Source organism: Desulfocicer niacini (genome assembly GCF_054657595.1).
Map to the genome: position 1 here is coordinate 1 of NZ_BAAHYK010000075.1, position 16311 is coordinate 16311.

The window sequence follows — 16311 nt, forward strand, 5'->3', positions numbered from 1 at the left end:
TCGGTTCAAACAGAATACCAACTATCGGTGGCGTGCATTTATGAATGGAATTAACCGTCAAATATTCAATAGTTTGGATGTCTATAGTTCCCCCCCAAAAGACTTATGCTTTGTCATTGACGATACCATTCTTCAGAAATCAGGTAGAAAAATTAAAAATGTATCATATATCCATGATCATACTGTTGGGCGGTCGGTATTGGGGTTTTGCATTGTCACTCTGGGTCTTTTCACAGGCAATGCTTTTTATCCCCTTGATTATGCCTATCGTTTCAGCAAAAAGAGGCTTTCCACCTTTTCAGGGGTGCGAAACTTGAGTAATTAAGTATGGTGTCCCCGGAATTCATCGCTCATTGAGGAACGCCTTGATGTCTTCCACACCATGGGTGCCGGAAAGAGCTCCTTTATCGTACATGTGAGCCAGAACCCGGACACTGCAGAAGGCCCCCTGGCATGGCCCCTTGCCCAGCCGGATGCGTTTGCCAATATTTAAAAGGGTTGGATTCTCATTGTTTTTTCTCAACTCACAGGCAATGTCATCTATGGTTTTTTCCGATATCATCTCACACTCACACAGCAGCTTGTCTGTTTCACCGGGGGCCTTGGCCATCCATCTTCTGGGAGCCAGCCCCGGTTCTGTCCATTTACCTTCCATGGAAGAGGGCAATGGTATCGTGCGGGTAAGATAGGAATTTTTGTTGCCAAGCTTTTCACAGGCAAGATCCGAAGCTTTTTCAGCCATAAGGCGAAATGTGGTCAGCTTCCCGCCGGTGATGGTGATGAAATTTCCCACCCCGTCCCGACCATGATCAAGCAAGGTAAAGCCCCGGGTGACATTCCGGTCATCAGCGCTACCGTCATCAGATCCCACCAGGGGGCGGACCCCGGAATAGGCCCTGATATAGCGTACCTTTTCAAGCTGGGGGATCATCTGTGCTCCCTGGGAGACAATATGGTCGGTTTCGGCCACAGTAGGGATAATTTTATCGGGATCATCCACCCGCCGCGATGTAGTGCCGATAATCGAGACCGTACCCCCAGGAACCAATATGTCGGCATCTGCAGGGGGACGTAGGCGATTGATAACGCCATCGGTTATCCGGGACTGGGTCACCAGAAGCGTGCCCATGGAGCACAGTACATTAAGTGATGCTCTGGCAAGGGCTGCAATACATCCAGCCCATGCACCAGAGGCATTGATCACCAGTCGGGGATGTACGGTCATGGTTTTACCGGCACAGGTATCGTGTAACAGAACGGTTTCAATCCCCCGGGGGCCCATAATAAATTCTGAGACCCAGGTATGACAAAACAGTTGTGAACCAAGGGACTTTGCATGGGCCATGTTCTCAAGTGAGAGCATGAAAGGATCAATGGCCCCGTCTTGCACAGCATAGGCGGCAATCACCTGGGAAGAGAGTTCAGGCTCCATCTGTCTTGCTGTCACAGGAGTCACAAAATTGCAGTCAAGTCCGGCCCTTTCACAGAATCCGGGAAAATCAGCCACGTAATTTTCATCATCTCCGGCAACCGCCACAAAGAGGCCGCCACAGTCATCAATGCAATGGGGTGCAATGCTTTTAAGGATACGCCCCTCCTCCATGCACTCCACGGCACTCTCCATATCATTGGAAACATAGCGTGCCCCGCTGTGGAGAAGTCCATGGTTGCCACCGGATGCACCGGCATTGATATCGTCCTTTTCCACCAGAATGGAAGGAATGCCCCTCAGGGCAAGATCCCTTGCAATGCCGGTACCGGTGACCCCGCCCCCGATGATTAAGACTTCGGTTTCCACTGTTGCCCCCAGAATTATTCAAAATTGAACATACTTGATACTCAATATTAATTAGCTGAAAAAACAGATTAAATTTATCATGTTTTTAACATTGTCCTGGGGTTTTGGCAATATGTTATTTTCATTTTACAACATCAATGTTCATATTTAAACAAATGCGCCTTGATTCTAACTTTGCCCACTTGGACGGGGCTACCGCAAAAAACTTGAGAGATGTGACCAAGCCCCCAAATTATGACTTCCAACATATCGGATTGCATCTCCGTAATATTGGAGATTGTAGCAATCTTCCATTCTTTATCAAAGGGAAAGGCACCTCATTTAATGCTTTATTTTAAGCAACATACATCAAATACAACGAAAAATTTATAACTTGGTACGGTTGTTGGATATACAACTAAACAAATGAATTTTTATCGATAAATATCGATTAATGCATTGGATCACAAACTGGATATGATCATACCCATGATCTATTTTTGAATCGAAAACATTCACCAACATGCGAATTGCTTTTGCAATGATCTTATGAATGATCATATCCCGTAAACAATTAGGAGAAGTTTATATTTATGGCAACGATAAAAACAAAAGACAAGACAGTTCTCAGAAGTTTGGGCCTCGGTGGTTTTTTTGGAGGCGGAGCAGAAGGAATGGTGGATGTCAAGGATGGTAAAATAGTCCGTATACGCCCCATGAAATATGGCTGGAAATATAATAAAGAAGACGTTCGCCAATGGAAAATGTCTCGAAACGGTAAAACCATTGAACCCACCTGGAAATCTTTGCCGGGCCCTTTTTCCCTGGCCTATAAAAAACGGGTATACTCAGCCAATCGCATCCAGTATCCGCTTAAACGCGTAGATTGGGATCCCAATGGAGAACGAAACCCGCAAAACAGGGGAAAAAGCAAATATAAACGGATCTCTTGGGACGAAGCCGGTGAGATCATCGCCAGTGAAATCAAACGTATCCATGAAACCTATGGTATCCACGGCATTTTAATGCAGGGAGATGGGCACGGCGAATGTAAATCCATTAATACCCCCCATGGACATCCCGGAAATCTATTGGATCTCATGGGTGGATTTACCTTGCAGGTACGTAACCCTGACAGCTGGGAAGGATGGTATTGGGGCGCAAAACATGTATGGGGGCAAGGGGTTCAGGGCAATATGTGGCCGGCGGCCAATACCGTCAACGACGCAACGGAACATACGGAAATGATGCTTTTCTGGGGATGCGATCCGGAAACCACCCCCTGGGGATTCACCGGACAATTTGCCAGCAGGCTTTGCTATTTCTGGTCGGAAATCGGCATGAAACAGATATACATTTGTCCGGATTTAAATTATGGTGCCGCCATTCATGCTGACAAATGGATTCCGATACTGCCCAATACGGACGCAGCGCTTCAGCTTGCCATTATCTACGTATGGATAGCCGAAGATCTTTACGATAAGGCCTATGTCCGCACCCACGCCATTGGCATGCAAGAATTTTCCGCCTATGTTCTTGGGGAGGAAGATGATATCCCCAAAACACCAGCCTGGGCCTCAAAAAAATGTGGCATCCCCGAATGGACCATCAAAGCCCTGGCCCGGGAATTTGCCGCCAACGTCACCTCCATTGCCCATTATTTCGGCGGAGGCCTCATCCGCGGACCTTTTTCCCATGAGAATGCACGCCTGGAGGTTATTCTTCTGGCCATGCAGGGTCTGGGCGCTCCCGGAGTGCACCAATTGCAGTTGACCTATTTCGGTATGCCCAGAAAAGACGGCCTGGCAGGCGGCATCTGGAATCCCGACCTTGAAGAACGTCTTTCCATTCCGGTGATGTCCTCCATTGCATCCTGGCAGAAACAAGCGCTACCCAAGTGCCTGGTTCACAAAGCCATTGAATCCGATGAACCCATCACATTCCGTGGAACAGGTGCCATCGAAGGATTGGCACAGGATCAGTTCAATGAATATATCTATCCCATCCCAAAGGAAGAGGAGGGAAGTCAAATCCATATGATATGGACGGATACCCCCTGCCGAATCACCTGCTGGAACGGGGGCAATGAAACGGAGCTGGCACTGAGAAACCCCAAAATAGAAACCATCGTCTCCCAGCATCCCTGGCTTGAAAATGATTGTCTATATTCCGATATCATCCTGCCTGCAAATACCCTCATGGAAGTTGACGACATCGTCACCAACGTCAGACAGGGAATCCCCCAGCCCAATATCATGATTCAAGACAAGGCCATCGAACCTCTTGGTGAGTCCAAAAGCGATTTTGAAATTGTTCTTGAAGTGGCCAAAAAAGTGGGCCTGGAAGAGGAGTTAACCCATGGACTGTCGGTTCGGGAGATGCAGGAAAGAATCTGGCATCACATGGGCGGAGAAAACCTCGTCTCATGGAAAGAATTAGAAGAGAAAAAGTACTGGATGTACAGCACCGCCGAAGACTGGAAATCAGACCCCCCGGGATTTCGACAATTTTATGAAGATCCTAAAAAACACCGTTTGGGCACCAAAAGCGGAAAATTAGAATTCTATTCCGAAGCATTGGCCGTACACTTTCCCGATGATAAAGAACGCCCTCCCATTCCCAAATGGATTGAAAAAAGCGCAATGCACGATGAACGACTCTCCAGCGGGCGGGCAAAGGTTTATCCTTTACTGCTCATGTCCAACCACGGGCGTTGGCGGGTGCATTCCCAATGTGACGATATCACATGGACCCGGGAGGTCGGAACCTGCAAGGTTACCGGACCCGACGGTTATAAATACGAACCGGTATGGATGCATCCTTCGGAAGCAAAAAAGCGTGAAATAAAACATGGGGACATTGTCAAAATCAGCAACGAACGGGGGATTGTGCTTGCCGGTGCCTATGTAACCGAACGTCTCCGGCCCGGAGTGGTATACATCGACCATGGGGCCAGAGCCGATGCCATAAAAGTCGGTGAAATTGATCGTGGTGGTGCCATTAATACCATTTCTCCCGATGGAATCATTTCTGAAAATTGTGTTGGTCAGGCCACCAGTGGTTATCTGGTTCAAATCGAACGACTGACAGAAGCGGAAATGGATCAATGGCGACGTGATTATCCGGATGCCTTTGAGCGTAAATATCAACCGGATGCGGGCTTGAGATTTGATGCGTGGGTTGTCAAGGAGGGTGAAAAATAATGAAAGCTTTTTATATTGATTTATCTGTTTGCAACGGTTGTTATTGCTGCCAGATTGCCTGTAAAGATGAGCATGTGGCCAATGATTGGACACCCTACGCCAAGCCCCAGCCGGATACCGGACAATTCTGGATCGGCATTGATGAACTTGTCCGTGGTCAGGTTCCCAAGGTGAAAGTAACCTACATACCCAAAATGTGTCATCATTGCGATGACGCTCCATGTATAGAAGAATGTAAATATGACGCCATTGAAAAACGCGACGATGGCCTTGTGCTTATTCATCCGGATAAATGTACCGGGTGCAAACTGTGCAAAGATGCCTGTCCCCATGATGCAATATTTTTCAATGAAGATTTAAATATTGCTCAAAAGTGCACCGGATGTACACACCTGCTGGATAATGATCCGGAGTGGGAGGTACCACGATGCGTCGATCAATGTCCCACGGATGCGCTTCGTTTCGGGGAAGAATCCGATTTTAAAGATTTCATAAAAGACGCAGAACTTCTCAATCCGGAAGCAGGCACGAAATCAAGGGTCTATTATAAAAATCTGCCCCAAAAATTCATTGGCGGAACCCTTTATGATCCCGTGGAAAAAGAGGTCATCATCGGCGCAAAATGCACCCTGAAAGACGAGGATTCAACGGAGAGTTTCACCACGGAAACGGATAATTTCGGGGACTTTTGGTTTCATAACCTTAAGGATAACGGTCGATTCAGCCTCATCTTTGAAAAAAATGAAAAACAAAAAACCGTTGACGAGATTTTCACCGACAAAGACCTTTGTCTGGGTGATATTCCCATGGCCCTGTAGCCGCTATGCACGTGGGGCCTGATCACAAGGATTCAATCGGTGATCCGGATATTCACGGATGCAGGATGCATCCGAATGAATAAACAAAGTCTTATCATGCCCCAGGTATGAAATGAAAAAAAGGAGCAGAAATGGCGATCATAACGATTTCAACAAGCTTATTCAGTGGGGGTGAGCAGATTGCCCAGGAAGTGGCAAAAAAATTGGAATATCCCTGCATCAGTAGAAAAGAGCTTATCTTAGGTGCTGCTGAAAATTTTAATTTCCCCGAGGCAAAACTCCTTGAGGCAATGGCCGAACCCCCCAAAATCTGGCAAAGAGATCGCGATAAACGGGCGGCTCATTTTAATTTAATCCGGGCGGCATTCCTTCAACGTTGTAATGAACAGGATCTGGTTTACCATGGATTTTCCGGACAGGAATTGATTCGAAATGTCCCCCATGTATTGAGAATACTTGTTCTTGCCGAGGAAGAATATCGCATTAAAACCGCCATGGCCGAGTTACAAAAAAACGAAGAACAGGCCATGGACCGTATCATGGAAAGCGACAAAAAATTCGGCAAATGGACCCGCCAGATGTATGGATTTGAATGGAAAAATCCATCATTGTACGACTTGGTTTTCCACATCGGACGAATTCGCGTTGAAACTGCTGTGGAAGCCATTCTTGGCATACTGGCAAAGGGAGACTTCAACCCCACCGAGGCTTCCCGCCAGGCCTTTAACGATGAATTTCTGGCCAGCCTGACATGGTCCGCATTAACAAATAACGAGGATACCTGCGCATCGTACCTGGAAACCATGGCCCGCCAGGGGCACGTTACAATTACGGGAACAGCTCGTTCTGCGCGTATTCTAAAAGCAATCACCGAAGTGGCTCAAAATGTTGAAGGGGTTGTTGAAGTCGATAACAAGGTGGATGTGGGTACGATCTGGCGTGCATAAACCACCTTGGACAACAATAATATGGTGCTGGCTCAAACCTTTGGATGCTTTGGAAGAATCGCCTTAAATTCAAAGATAGCTAAATGCAATATCAACAAGATTGAGCCATTACCAATAATATTTAATCACCATCATTAACTAAAGACAGAGCAAGTTGCAACTTGGCTGTTACGGGCATCTTTTATCTACAAGGAGGATTAATGGAATATAATAATAAGGTAGAGGTCTTTCCCACCACCACTTGGTCAGCCGGAGCCGGCTGTCACGGCGGATGCGGTCAAAATCTTTACGTCAAAGACGGCAAGCTTATTAAAGTTGAAGGCGACGAAAATGCATCATGGAATCAAGGGCGAGCCTGCCCACGCGTCCTGGCGCTGAAACAATATATATATCATCCGGACCGTATTACCACACCGTTAAAAAGAGTGGGAAAACGTGGAGAAGGCAAATTCGAACCTATTTCCTGGAATGAGGCACTGGATATCTGTGAAACGAAATTAAAGGATATTCGAGATAACTATGGGGCTGAATCCGTCATTTTCGCCCAGGGAACCGGTAGGGATGTGGGCGGCCCCATTTCCTACCTGGCATATAACTACGGCAGTCCCAACTGGTGTCAACTGGGTCTTTCCGGACAATCTTGCTATACGCCGAGGCTTGGTGCCATGAAAACAACCATGGGTGATTTTGCGGTACTGGATGCCTCCCAGTTCTCTGCCCAACGCTATGATGATCTGGAATGGGAAGTGCCCAAAGTAATCATCGTATGGGGCCAAAATCCACCGCCCACCTGCCCGGACGGTTTTTTTGGTCACTGGATTGTCGATTGCATGAAACGCGGCAGCAAAATCATCGCCATAGATCCAAGAAATACCTGGACCTCCACCCGGGCAGAATACCATCTTCAAATTCGACCCGGCACTGATGGTGCCATGGCACTTGGCATGCTCAATGTTATTATCAATGAAGAGCTCTACGATAAAGAATTTGTGGAAAAATGGGTTTATGGATTTGATAAGCTAAAAGAACGTGTCCAGCAATATCCGGTGGAAAAGGTATCTGAAATAACATGGGTACCGGAAAAACTCATCCGCGACGCTGCCAGACTCTATGCCACCAGCAGTCCTGCTGCCATCCAATGGGGAGTTTCCATAGATATGAATCCCCAGGCAACCAGTGTGGCCCAGGCCATCACCCATTTATGGACCATTACCGGCAACATCGACATTCCCGGCGGAAATGTCATTGCCCGGCCTTCCCACGGCGTAACGACCTATCCCTATTCCACAGAAGAACTGGTGGGGCTTTACGGCCAGGAACTGGTGGACAAACTCAATAAATTACGCATCGGTTGCGACACCTACCCCATGGTCAAGGGATTCCGAGGATGGGCCCAGCCGGACATGGCCATTGAACAAATTAATACAGGACATCCATATCCCATCAAAGGGGCATGGATTCAAACGGCCAACATCCTGGGCGGCCAGGCAGCCCGGGCTGAATATCACTATGAAGCATTAAAAAAGCTCGACTTTGTGGCCGTTGTGGATCTGTTTCATAATCCCACCACCATGGCTCTGGCCGACATCATCCTGCCTGCCGCAACCTTTGCAGAAAAAGACAGCTTCCGTTCATGGTGGGTACCGTTGGGGGTAATGCACAAGACCATCCAAGTGGGAGAATGCAAATCCGATTGGGAAATCAATATTAAAATGGCCAATCGACTGAATCCCAACGCGAAATACAAAACCGTAAAAGAGCTGATCAATGATCGCCTTTCAGTGGCCGGATTCACATTTGACGAACTGGTAAAACAGGGTTCCCAGGCCATGCCCCCCAAGGGAGATCCCTCCCGGCCCTATCGCCGACACGAAAAGGGCCTGCTAAGACCTGACAGGAAACCGGGCTTTAACACGGAAACAGGTCGTGTTGAATTATACTGTAAAGCCTATGAAAGCTGGGGACTCGATACCCTTCCCTATTATGACGAACCCCCCCAAAGCCCTGTCAGAACCCCGGAACTGTACAAAAAATATCCGTTGATCATGATCACCGGTGCCCGATCCTCGCTGTTTTTCCATTCCGAACATCGAATGATCCCATGGTTACGGGAGAAAAATCCTGATCCTTATGTTGAAATACACCCGGACACCGCCAAAGAATTTGATGTGTATGACGGAGAATGGATCTATCTGGAAAACGATTTGGGCCAGGTGAAACGCAAGGTTCGCATTTCTTTAAGGGTACATCCAAAAATGATTCACACACTACATGGATGGTGGATGCCGGAAATGCAGGGCCGTGAACCGGATCTGTTCGGGGTATGGGATTATCAAATAAATAAAATCGTCCCAAGTCCCCAGCACGCCACTTCAGGTTTCGGTGGCGGTCAATACAAGACCACGCTTGTCACTTTAAGAAAAATCATTCGATAGGGAGGTTGCTATCATGTCTAAATATGGACTGTTCATTAATTATGATTATTGCACCGGGTGCCACACGTGTGAGGTGGCCTGCCAGCAGGAACATGATTTCCCGGCTGGAAAATGCGGCATTAAGGTGACCGAATACGTTTATGCGGCAGATAAAAAACCAGTTGCCATTGATTATTTGCCTTTTCCAACTGACTTGTGTGATTTGTGCATTGCCCGGCATCAAAATGGAGAGGAGCCATCTTGTGTAAAACACTGCCAGGCCGATTGTATGAGATTCGGTCCTTTGGAAAAATTGGTTAAAGAGATGAAAATAACACCGCGTTCGGTGATTTTTTCACCAAGGTAAACGACCGTTTATCAGCGGGAGCACAATGACAATGGAATTGCTGCCATAAGAACAAAGGCACCATTCATATGCTTCCCAAAGTACTTTACACTTTTTTTTAAGGAAGATATTAAAAATACTCGACAGTCATAAGTTCTCATCATGACTTGCTTTGAGCTTGGATAACTCATTGAAATTATTAAAACTGAATCTTGAAAAGGTATTTGTTTGGGTCTAATAACTTCAGCAGGTTATGAGTACTTATGACTCTTGAAAAAAATATGTAAAGTACTTTTGAAGGCTAAATTATCAACCAACCATCATAATTAAAAAAGGAGCATCAATGCGTAACAAGATCAAGCTTTTACTGTCTCTGTTGATCTGCACGGCTTTAATAAGCTTTGCAGTTGTTGCCACGGCAAAACCAATTACCTTGACTTTTGCCAATCAGAATTCAGAAAACAGCTGGAGCGGTGTACATGCCATCGCCCCCTGGGCCAAACAAGTGGAAGAAGCCACTGGTGGAAAGGTTAAAATTCAGATCTTTTACAGCAACACATTGACCAAAGGCAAAGACGCATGGGGTGCCACCAAAAACGGCATCACGGATATTTCCTGGTGTTTTCACGGTTATTGGTCCGGGATGACCCCCCTGGCAGACGTTATAAGCTTACCTTCCTTACCGTTCAAAACGGCAGAAAAAGGAAGTGAAGTTTTCTGGAAATTATACGAGAAATATCCATCCATTGAAAAAGAATTTTCCGACAACAAAATCCTGCTACTGTTCACCAGTAACCCCTATGTTCTGATCACCACCAAAAAAGAGGTTAAAAACATTGAAGACATCCGGGGGATGAAAATTCGCATGAGCGGTGGCCCACCAACGGAAATGATGAAGGCCTTAGGCGGCACCCCCATGATGGTTCCCATGCCTGATATCTATATGGCCATGCAAAAAGGAGTTATTGACGGTATGGGAGCACCCTGGGAAGCAATCCACGGATTCCGTCTCTATGAAGTCGCCGGTTACTATGCGGAAACCCCCTTTCCTGCAGTATATTTTTCCATTGCCATGAACAAGAGGAAATGGAACAAACTGGATGAAGATACCCAAAAAGCCATTATGAGTATAAGCGGACTTGAAGGCTCAAAATTCTGGGGACGCAATCATTTTGATACGGCCAAAAACGGGGTACTTGAAAAGCTTGCATCTCTTAATAAAAAAATTGACATCTATCAACTGCCAGATGAAGAAGAACAGCGCTGGCTGGATCAGGCAGGTAAACCCATATGGAAATTATGGGTCGACAAAATGAAAGCAAAAGGACATGACAACGCCCAGGAAATTCTTGATACGGCAATTTCCCTGAGCCGCAAATAACAATTTAATAGTATCTGGAGACATGGTGGTCAGGCTTGGGCTATTGGCGTTATGAATATTATCGGTGGTGTTTTGGGTTCGCACCGGTATTGGTCGATAACGCCAATAACCCAGGCCTGACCCCTATTGACCGTACGGCAGGCCCCAATTACAGGGGACAATGCTCCATTGAACCTAAAAAATGCAAGGCCATCTTGATAACCTTTTAAATACAGATAGTTATGGTTTTTTCAACTCACCTGCTTTTTGATAGAAACTCAGCAAATACAATGTGTTGGAAAGGGCTTTGCATATTTTAGGTTGAATTTGAATTTCAGATTTAAGGATACGACAGCTATGCTATCAAAATTTACAACAAAAACCTCCCGGGTATTGATCGCCATAGGTGCCACCATGCTTGCATGTATGATGTTTCTAACCGTCGCTGATGTGGTATTGCGCGGTTTGTTTAATCACCCTATAGCAGGCGCATTTGAACTGGTGGAATACATGATGGCCGTAATGGTACCTTTCAGCATTACCTATTGTGCCGAGCAAAATGGGCACATAGCCGTGGATCTGATAATGAATCGCTTTTCCCTGAAATTTCAGCGTGTCACAGATATTGTAATAACATTCGCCACACTGATTTTTATCATTGTCATTGCCTGGCAGAACGTACTTTACTTTATGGAAGTAAAAGCATTTCAGGTGACATCATCTGTTTTATTGATCCCGACCTATCCTTTCGTTACACCAATTTTTATAGCCTTTGGGGTGTTTGCACTCATTCTTGTGGTACAGTTGTCTAATTTATTTTCGGAGGTTAAAAACTAATGAGTCCCATTCTTGTGGGTTGCGTCGGTATTATTGCTTTAATCATTTTAATTTTAGCCCGAATGCAAATCGGGGTTTGTATGGGACTTGTGGGATTCCTTGGATTCGCCTATACAATGGGTATGGAGCCTGCCCTGGGTGTTCTTAAAACCGTCCCGTACAGTACGCTGTCAAACCAGAATCTAAGTGTTATTCCGCTTTTTATTCTCATGGGAACCTTTGCCTTCAGTGCGGGTATCAGCGAAGATCTGTATAAAGCCGTACATAAATGGTTGGGACATTTTCGAGGCGGGTTGGCCATGGCAACGGTGGCAGCATGCGCCTGTTTTGCAGCCATAAGCGGTTCCAGCCTGGCCACCGCAGCGACACTTGGCAAAGTGGCCATGCCGGAAATGAAAAAATACAAATATGATCCGGCCCTGGCCACTGGCTCCATCGCCGCCGGAGGCAGCATCGGTATTCTGATCCCTCCCAGTGTCATTCTGATCATATATGGAATTATCACCGAACAATCCATTGGCAAATTATTTCTGGCAGGCTTTGTTCCAGGAATACTGGAAGCTGTTTTTTATATCATCACCATTATTATTCTGACCCATATGAATCCGCAACTTGGCCCTCCAGGCCCCCGTGCCAGCTTTAAGGAAAAAACCAGATCACTTTTGAAGGTCTGGGAAATTATTCTTCTTTTTGTGGTGGTCATCGGCGGCATTTACATTGGTCTGTTTACTCCCACCGAAGCTGCGGGTGTCGGTGCTTTCGGCACATTTTGTTTTACTATTTTACGAAAAAAAATGACCTGGGATACTTTTAGTTCCAGTCTGGTTAAAACAGCCATGACCTCGGGAATGCTGTTCATGGTAGTGATGGGGGCAATGATACTGGGTTATTTTTTTTCCGTCAGTCGTCTTCCCTTTGAACTTGCATCATGGGTTGGCGGTCTTAGCGTTAACCGATATTTGATTTTGTTAATGATCCTGGCGGTGGTGGGGTTACTGGGGTGTCTTATGGATTCAATGGCCATTGTACTTCTCACGATCCCTGTGTTTTATCCCATGATTCAAAGCCTTGATTTCAACCCTATCTGGTTCGGAATTCTTGTGGTCCGTGTCACGGAAATGGGTTTAATCACCCCCCCGGTTGGTTTGAATGTCTATATTATACAAGGCATCACCGGCGAAAAAATGGGAACAATTTTCAGAGGAGTCATTCCCTTTATTATTGCGGACATATGTGAAATTATACTTTTAATTTGCATACCACAAATTACGCTTTTTCTACCGAGCCTGATGGCAGGATAAATAAGTGGCAGGTTTGGTCTGGGGTGTCTAAATCTGCCATTTCCGTTTGCTCACTTTTTGCCCCTCTCTCGGGTTGTTGAAACATCTCTAAAAAAGGACTGCAATTTTAGCCGGGTTCAAAAACCGAGAAAGAAAAAAGGGGCAAAAGGTGGATTTTTAGACACTCCAGGCTTGGTCATAACGGCCATAAATCTGCTAAGGTCTTCCCATTTTCAGAATATTGAAATACAAACAGGTGATTTCATGAAATTATCATCCAATGAATTCAAAAATTATTTGTGCAACCCTGAAATAACTATGAATATAGTTGAGGGTATGGGAAACCAGCCATACCTGCCCGGGAAAATTCACGCCCATTATATAAATTCGCATAAAAAGCGTAATAAAGACATCCATCAATCCTTCAAAAACCTTTTGATGTTTGATGAATCTTTTTGGTATCGTGTGCATGGAGACAGTCTCCGGATAGGCATTTCAAATCATGTGAGCAACAAATTAGGGGAATTGATTCTCATAGAATTACCGGAGGTTGGGGAAAAACTGTCCCAGGGATGTCTATTTGGCCTTATTTGCTCTTTAAGGACAACCGTTGAACTTAAAATGCCCATGAACGGCACAATTATTGAGGTAAATAACAAACTTGAGCAAACACCGGAATTAATACAGACGGATCCCTTTAATCAAGGATGGATAATTGTCATTCAAACGGATTAAACCTAACCTGGACGAGCCAGAACCCAAATTTTTTTTCTAATTCTCTTGTCACAATAACATGAAAATCAAAGATAAGAATAAAAATAGCTAACGAGACCGATAAATATTTTTTATTAGCCACTTAAAGTGGCCGAAGATGTGAGCAAACCTTAAATTTTATTAAAAAAATTCTTGATATCTGTTGGCACTGAGTATATTTTTTTTATCTAACCGACAACATTTTAACAAAATAGAATAAAATGCACATGACGACACTCCAGACAATTCACAGTGCTCCATCGGCATCTCATTCCATTGAACAACAGCTTCAATTTGAAACCCTGCTGACAGATATATCCACTAAATTCGTAAATTTACCGGCAACTCAGATCGATATTAAAATTGAAGAGGTACTTCAGCGAATTTCCGAAGCCTTAAACATTGATCGATGCAGTGTAGCTCAATTTACCAATGATCGAAAAAAACTTAGGGTTACCCATTCGTTCGCAGTTCCCGGGGTTACCCCCATGCCTGATTTAATTCTCAATGAGCAACAACCCTGGTATAGCCACAGGCTTTATAAATGCATGCCCATTGTGATGACAAACCCCGATAACCTTCCGGAAGAAGCGGTGGAAGAAAAACGGCACTGCCTGAAACAGGGTATAAAATCCAGTGTACTTATTCCATTGGCCGTGGGAGGATCATTTTTAGGCGTGGTTGGATTTGCCTGCTTAAAGTCAGAACGACAATGGCCCGACATGCTGGTTCAACGCCTTAAAATGCTCGGGATTGTCTTTGCCAACGCCTTGATGCGGAAAACAGCGGAATTAGAACTCCACAAGGCTTTTTCCGAAATCAAAAATCTCAAAGATCGGCTTGAGGCGGAAAACACCTATCTAAGAGAAGAAATTGATCTGCAATACTCACATGAAGAATTCATTGGACATGGAGACACAATTAAAGATGTATTAATCAAGGCAGAACAAGTTGCTAAAATGGACACCACTGTGCTGATTCTGGGAGAAACAGGCACCGGTAAAGAATTAATGGCACAAACCATACACAAGCTAAGCAATCGTAAGCAACATCCAAAAGTCATCGTCAATTGTGCTGCCCTGCCTTCAAACCTCGTGGAAAGTGAATTGTTCGGCCATGAGAAAGGGGCTTTCACCGGTGCTGAATCCAAACGCATTGGTCGTTTTGAACTGGCAGACAAATCGACTCTTTTCCTGGATGAAATCGGAGAGCTCTCTTTACCTCTTCAGGCAAAACTTTTGCGGGTTCTCCAGGAGAAACAGTTTGAACGTTTGGGAGGGCAAACCACAATCTCCGCAGATGTTCGGGTGATTGCCGCCACCAACAGAGATCTTCTTAAAGCCGTTAAAGCGGGCGAATTTCGAAGGGATTTATACTATAGATTAAATGTATTCCCCATTATTATTCCTCCCCTTCGCGAACGCCGCGCTGACATTCCTCCCCTTGTCTGGTTCTTTGTCAGAAAATTCTGTGAAAAAATGGGTAAACGCATAGATAAAATTTCTCGTTCCAACATGGAGACATTGTGCAATTATCACTGGCCCGGCAATGTCCGGGAGCTTAAAAATATCATAGAAAGATCTCTGATTATCAACACCGGAAGGACACTCCAAATAGAACTGCCATCCCATCAGGAAGAATTTGAATATCAGCCACAAACCCTTGAAGACATACAAAAAAAACATATTCTTGCCACCCTTGAAATGACGAATTGGTGCATCAGGGGAGACAACGGAGCCGCAAGCATTCTGGGATTAAAACCAACAACATTGGAATCTCGAATGGCTAAATTGGGAATCCGGAGACCTGCAAAACAATAAGGGCGTGATCACAAGCTGGGCCATTCAAGGCCGCCTTTTTCAGGGCTTGATCACAAGCTCGGCCAACTCAACGGGCATTAAAAATATATTTGCTTATATTCTAAATGCTTATGATCTTGCATAATGGCGTGTGGCCCATCTCATGACCAAGCCCCCTTTTCACTTAAAAGCCCATAAAACCAATCGGATTAAAATTACGGTAATCCATATTACAATCAAACCCCAGGACTCACGCTCCCGAGAATCACAGCCATTATTGAACCTCTGGACCTTCAAACCCTCAAGCCCAGGTGATCAAACCTGGAAGAAATTTCATGCAATCATCTCCTGCGGGCATGACCCTGACGGTAAACCCGAAACGACCGGAAAACCGGCACGGCACCTCACAGGCATAACGGAAATGACCATCTCCCAGGGTTTCGACCATGGTCATGGGAAGCGTTTGAATTCCCTTGAGGGAATCCACGGATTTCATGTACCCTGCGTAAAGTTCCACAACCAGCTCTTCCAGAGTTAATTCTCCCATGGAGACCACCACTGTCACCTGAAAGGATTCCCCGGTTCTGAAGGGACCTTTGCGGGTCTGGCAAGGCAGAGCAATGGAAATTTTTCCCCACAGATTGCGAAGGCGATTCTCCAAGTGTGCCATTTCCCGGGCCTGGCGGCAATCTTCATCCTGAAGCGTTGTAAGATGTTGAAGAATGGGCAGATAAAATAGCCGTTCATAATCATTGACCATTCTAAGGCTGCAGAAGC

12 protein-coding genes and 1 pseudogene are annotated in these 16311 nt (G+C 45.5%); 11 read left to right on the top strand and 2 right to left on the bottom strand.

Annotated elements, in window-relative coordinates:
* A partial coding sequence (locus ACYQ2M_RS23425; RefSeq protein ID WP_459918824.1) for a transposase occupies window positions 1-325 on the top strand: 325 nt, incomplete at its 5' end.
* A gap of 18 nt (window positions 326-343) precedes the next feature.
* Here ACYQ2M_RS23425 and glpA read toward each other — a convergent pair.
* Window positions 344-1798, bottom strand: coding sequence for an anaerobic glycerol-3-phosphate dehydrogenase subunit A (gene glpA / locus ACYQ2M_RS23430; RefSeq protein WP_459918825.1), 1455 nt, complete (start codon window positions 1796-1798; stop codon window positions 344-346).
* A gap of 572 nt (window positions 1799-2370) precedes the next feature.
* Between glpA and ACYQ2M_RS23435 the strand changes: the two genes are divergently transcribed.
* From ACYQ2M_RS23435 to ACYQ2M_RS23480, 10 genes are all read left to right on the top strand, one after another.
* Window positions 2371-4980, top strand: a complete 2610-nt coding sequence (locus tag ACYQ2M_RS23435) for a molybdopterin-dependent oxidoreductase (protein WP_459918826.1) — start codon at window positions 2371-2373, stop codon at window positions 4978-4980.
* A complete protein-coding gene (locus tag ACYQ2M_RS23440; RefSeq protein ID WP_459918827.1) occupies window positions 4980-5798 on the top strand; it encodes a 4Fe-4S dicluster domain-containing protein in 819 nt (272 codons plus the stop codon). Before ACYQ2M_RS23435 ends, ACYQ2M_RS23440 begins: the two co-directional genes overlap by 1 nt.
* 131 nt (window positions 5799-5929) lie before the next feature.
* Window positions 5930-6745 (top strand): cytidylate kinase family protein, encoded by an 816-nt coding sequence (locus ACYQ2M_RS23445; RefSeq protein ID WP_459918828.1) that lies wholly within the window; start codon window positions 5930-5932, stop codon window positions 6743-6745.
* A gap of 200 nt (window positions 6746-6945) precedes the next feature.
* Window positions 6946-9180 carry a molybdopterin-dependent oxidoreductase gene (locus tag ACYQ2M_RS23450; RefSeq protein WP_459918829.1) on the top strand — a complete coding sequence of 745 codons (2235 nt, stop codon included), beginning with the start codon at window positions 6946-6948 and terminating at the stop codon, window positions 9178-9180.
* 13 nt (window positions 9181-9193) lie between these two features.
* On the top strand, window positions 9194-9526 hold the full coding sequence (locus ACYQ2M_RS23455) for a 4Fe-4S dicluster domain-containing protein (protein ID WP_459918830.1): 333 nt from the start codon (window positions 9194-9196) through the stop codon (window positions 9524-9526).
* A gap of 322 nt (window positions 9527-9848) precedes the next feature.
* Window positions 9849-10886, top strand: coding sequence for a TRAP transporter substrate-binding protein (locus tag ACYQ2M_RS23460; protein ID WP_459918831.1), 1038 nt, complete (start codon window positions 9849-9851; stop codon window positions 10884-10886).
* Between the two features lie 336 nt (window positions 10887-11222).
* Window positions 11223-11702 (top strand): TRAP transporter small permease, encoded by a 480-nt coding sequence (locus ACYQ2M_RS23465; RefSeq protein WP_459918832.1) that lies wholly within the window; start codon window positions 11223-11225, stop codon window positions 11700-11702.
* Window positions 11702-13003, top strand: a complete 1302-nt coding sequence (locus ACYQ2M_RS23470) for a TRAP transporter large permease (protein WP_459918833.1) — start codon at window positions 11702-11704, stop codon at window positions 13001-13003. Before ACYQ2M_RS23465 ends, ACYQ2M_RS23470 begins: the two co-directional genes overlap by 1 nt.
* A gap of 243 nt (window positions 13004-13246) precedes the next feature.
* Window positions 13247-13717, top strand: a complete 471-nt coding sequence (locus tag ACYQ2M_RS23475; protein ID WP_459918834.1) for a biotin/lipoyl attachment domain-containing protein — start codon at window positions 13247-13249, stop codon at window positions 13715-13717.
* Window positions 13718-13956: 239 nt separating this feature from the next.
* The gene (locus tag ACYQ2M_RS23480; RefSeq protein WP_459918835.1) at window positions 13957-15555 is read left to right on the top strand and encodes a sigma 54-interacting transcriptional regulator; all 1599 of its coding nucleotides are present in this window, start codon (window positions 13957-13959) and stop codon (window positions 15553-15555) included.
* A 280-nt stretch (window positions 15556-15835) separates the two neighbouring features.
* On the opposite strand, the pseudogene ACYQ2M_RS23485 reads toward ACYQ2M_RS23480, so the two are convergent.
* A pseudogene (locus tag ACYQ2M_RS23485) lies at window positions 15836-16311 on the bottom strand (alpha-glucan family phosphorylase); the annotation flags it as partial.

Bases quoted from the DNA above. Each gene is read 5' to 3' on its own strand.
- ACYQ2M_RS23435 (WP_459918826.1), top strand. From the start codon at position 2,371: ATGGCAACGATAAAAACAAAAGACAAGACAGTTCTCAGAAGTTTGGGC.
- ACYQ2M_RS23440 (WP_459918827.1), top strand. From the start codon at position 4,980: ATGAAAGCTTTTTATATTGATTTATCTGTTTGCAACGGTTGTTATTGC.
- ACYQ2M_RS23445 (WP_459918828.1), top strand. From the start codon at position 5,930: ATGGCGATCATAACGATTTCAACAAGCTTATTCAGTGGGGGTGAGCAG.
- ACYQ2M_RS23450 (WP_459918829.1), top strand. From the start codon at position 6,946: ATGGAATATAATAATAAGGTAGAGGTCTTTCCCACCACCACTTGGTCA.
- ACYQ2M_RS23455 (WP_459918830.1), top strand. From the start codon at position 9,194: ATGTCTAAATATGGACTGTTCATTAATTATGATTATTGCACCGGGTGC.
- ACYQ2M_RS23460 (WP_459918831.1), top strand. From the start codon at position 9,849: ATGCGTAACAAGATCAAGCTTTTACTGTCTCTGTTGATCTGCACGGCT.
- ACYQ2M_RS23465 (WP_459918832.1), top strand. From the start codon at position 11,223: ATGCTATCAAAATTTACAACAAAAACCTCCCGGGTATTGATCGCCATA.
- ACYQ2M_RS23470 (WP_459918833.1), top strand. From the start codon at position 11,702: ATGAGTCCCATTCTTGTGGGTTGCGTCGGTATTATTGCTTTAATCATT.
- ACYQ2M_RS23475 (WP_459918834.1), top strand. From the start codon at position 13,247: ATGAAATTATCATCCAATGAATTCAAAAATTATTTGTGCAACCCTGAA.
- ACYQ2M_RS23480 (WP_459918835.1), top strand. From the start codon at position 13,957: ATGCACATGACGACACTCCAGACAATTCACAGTGCTCCATCGGCATCT.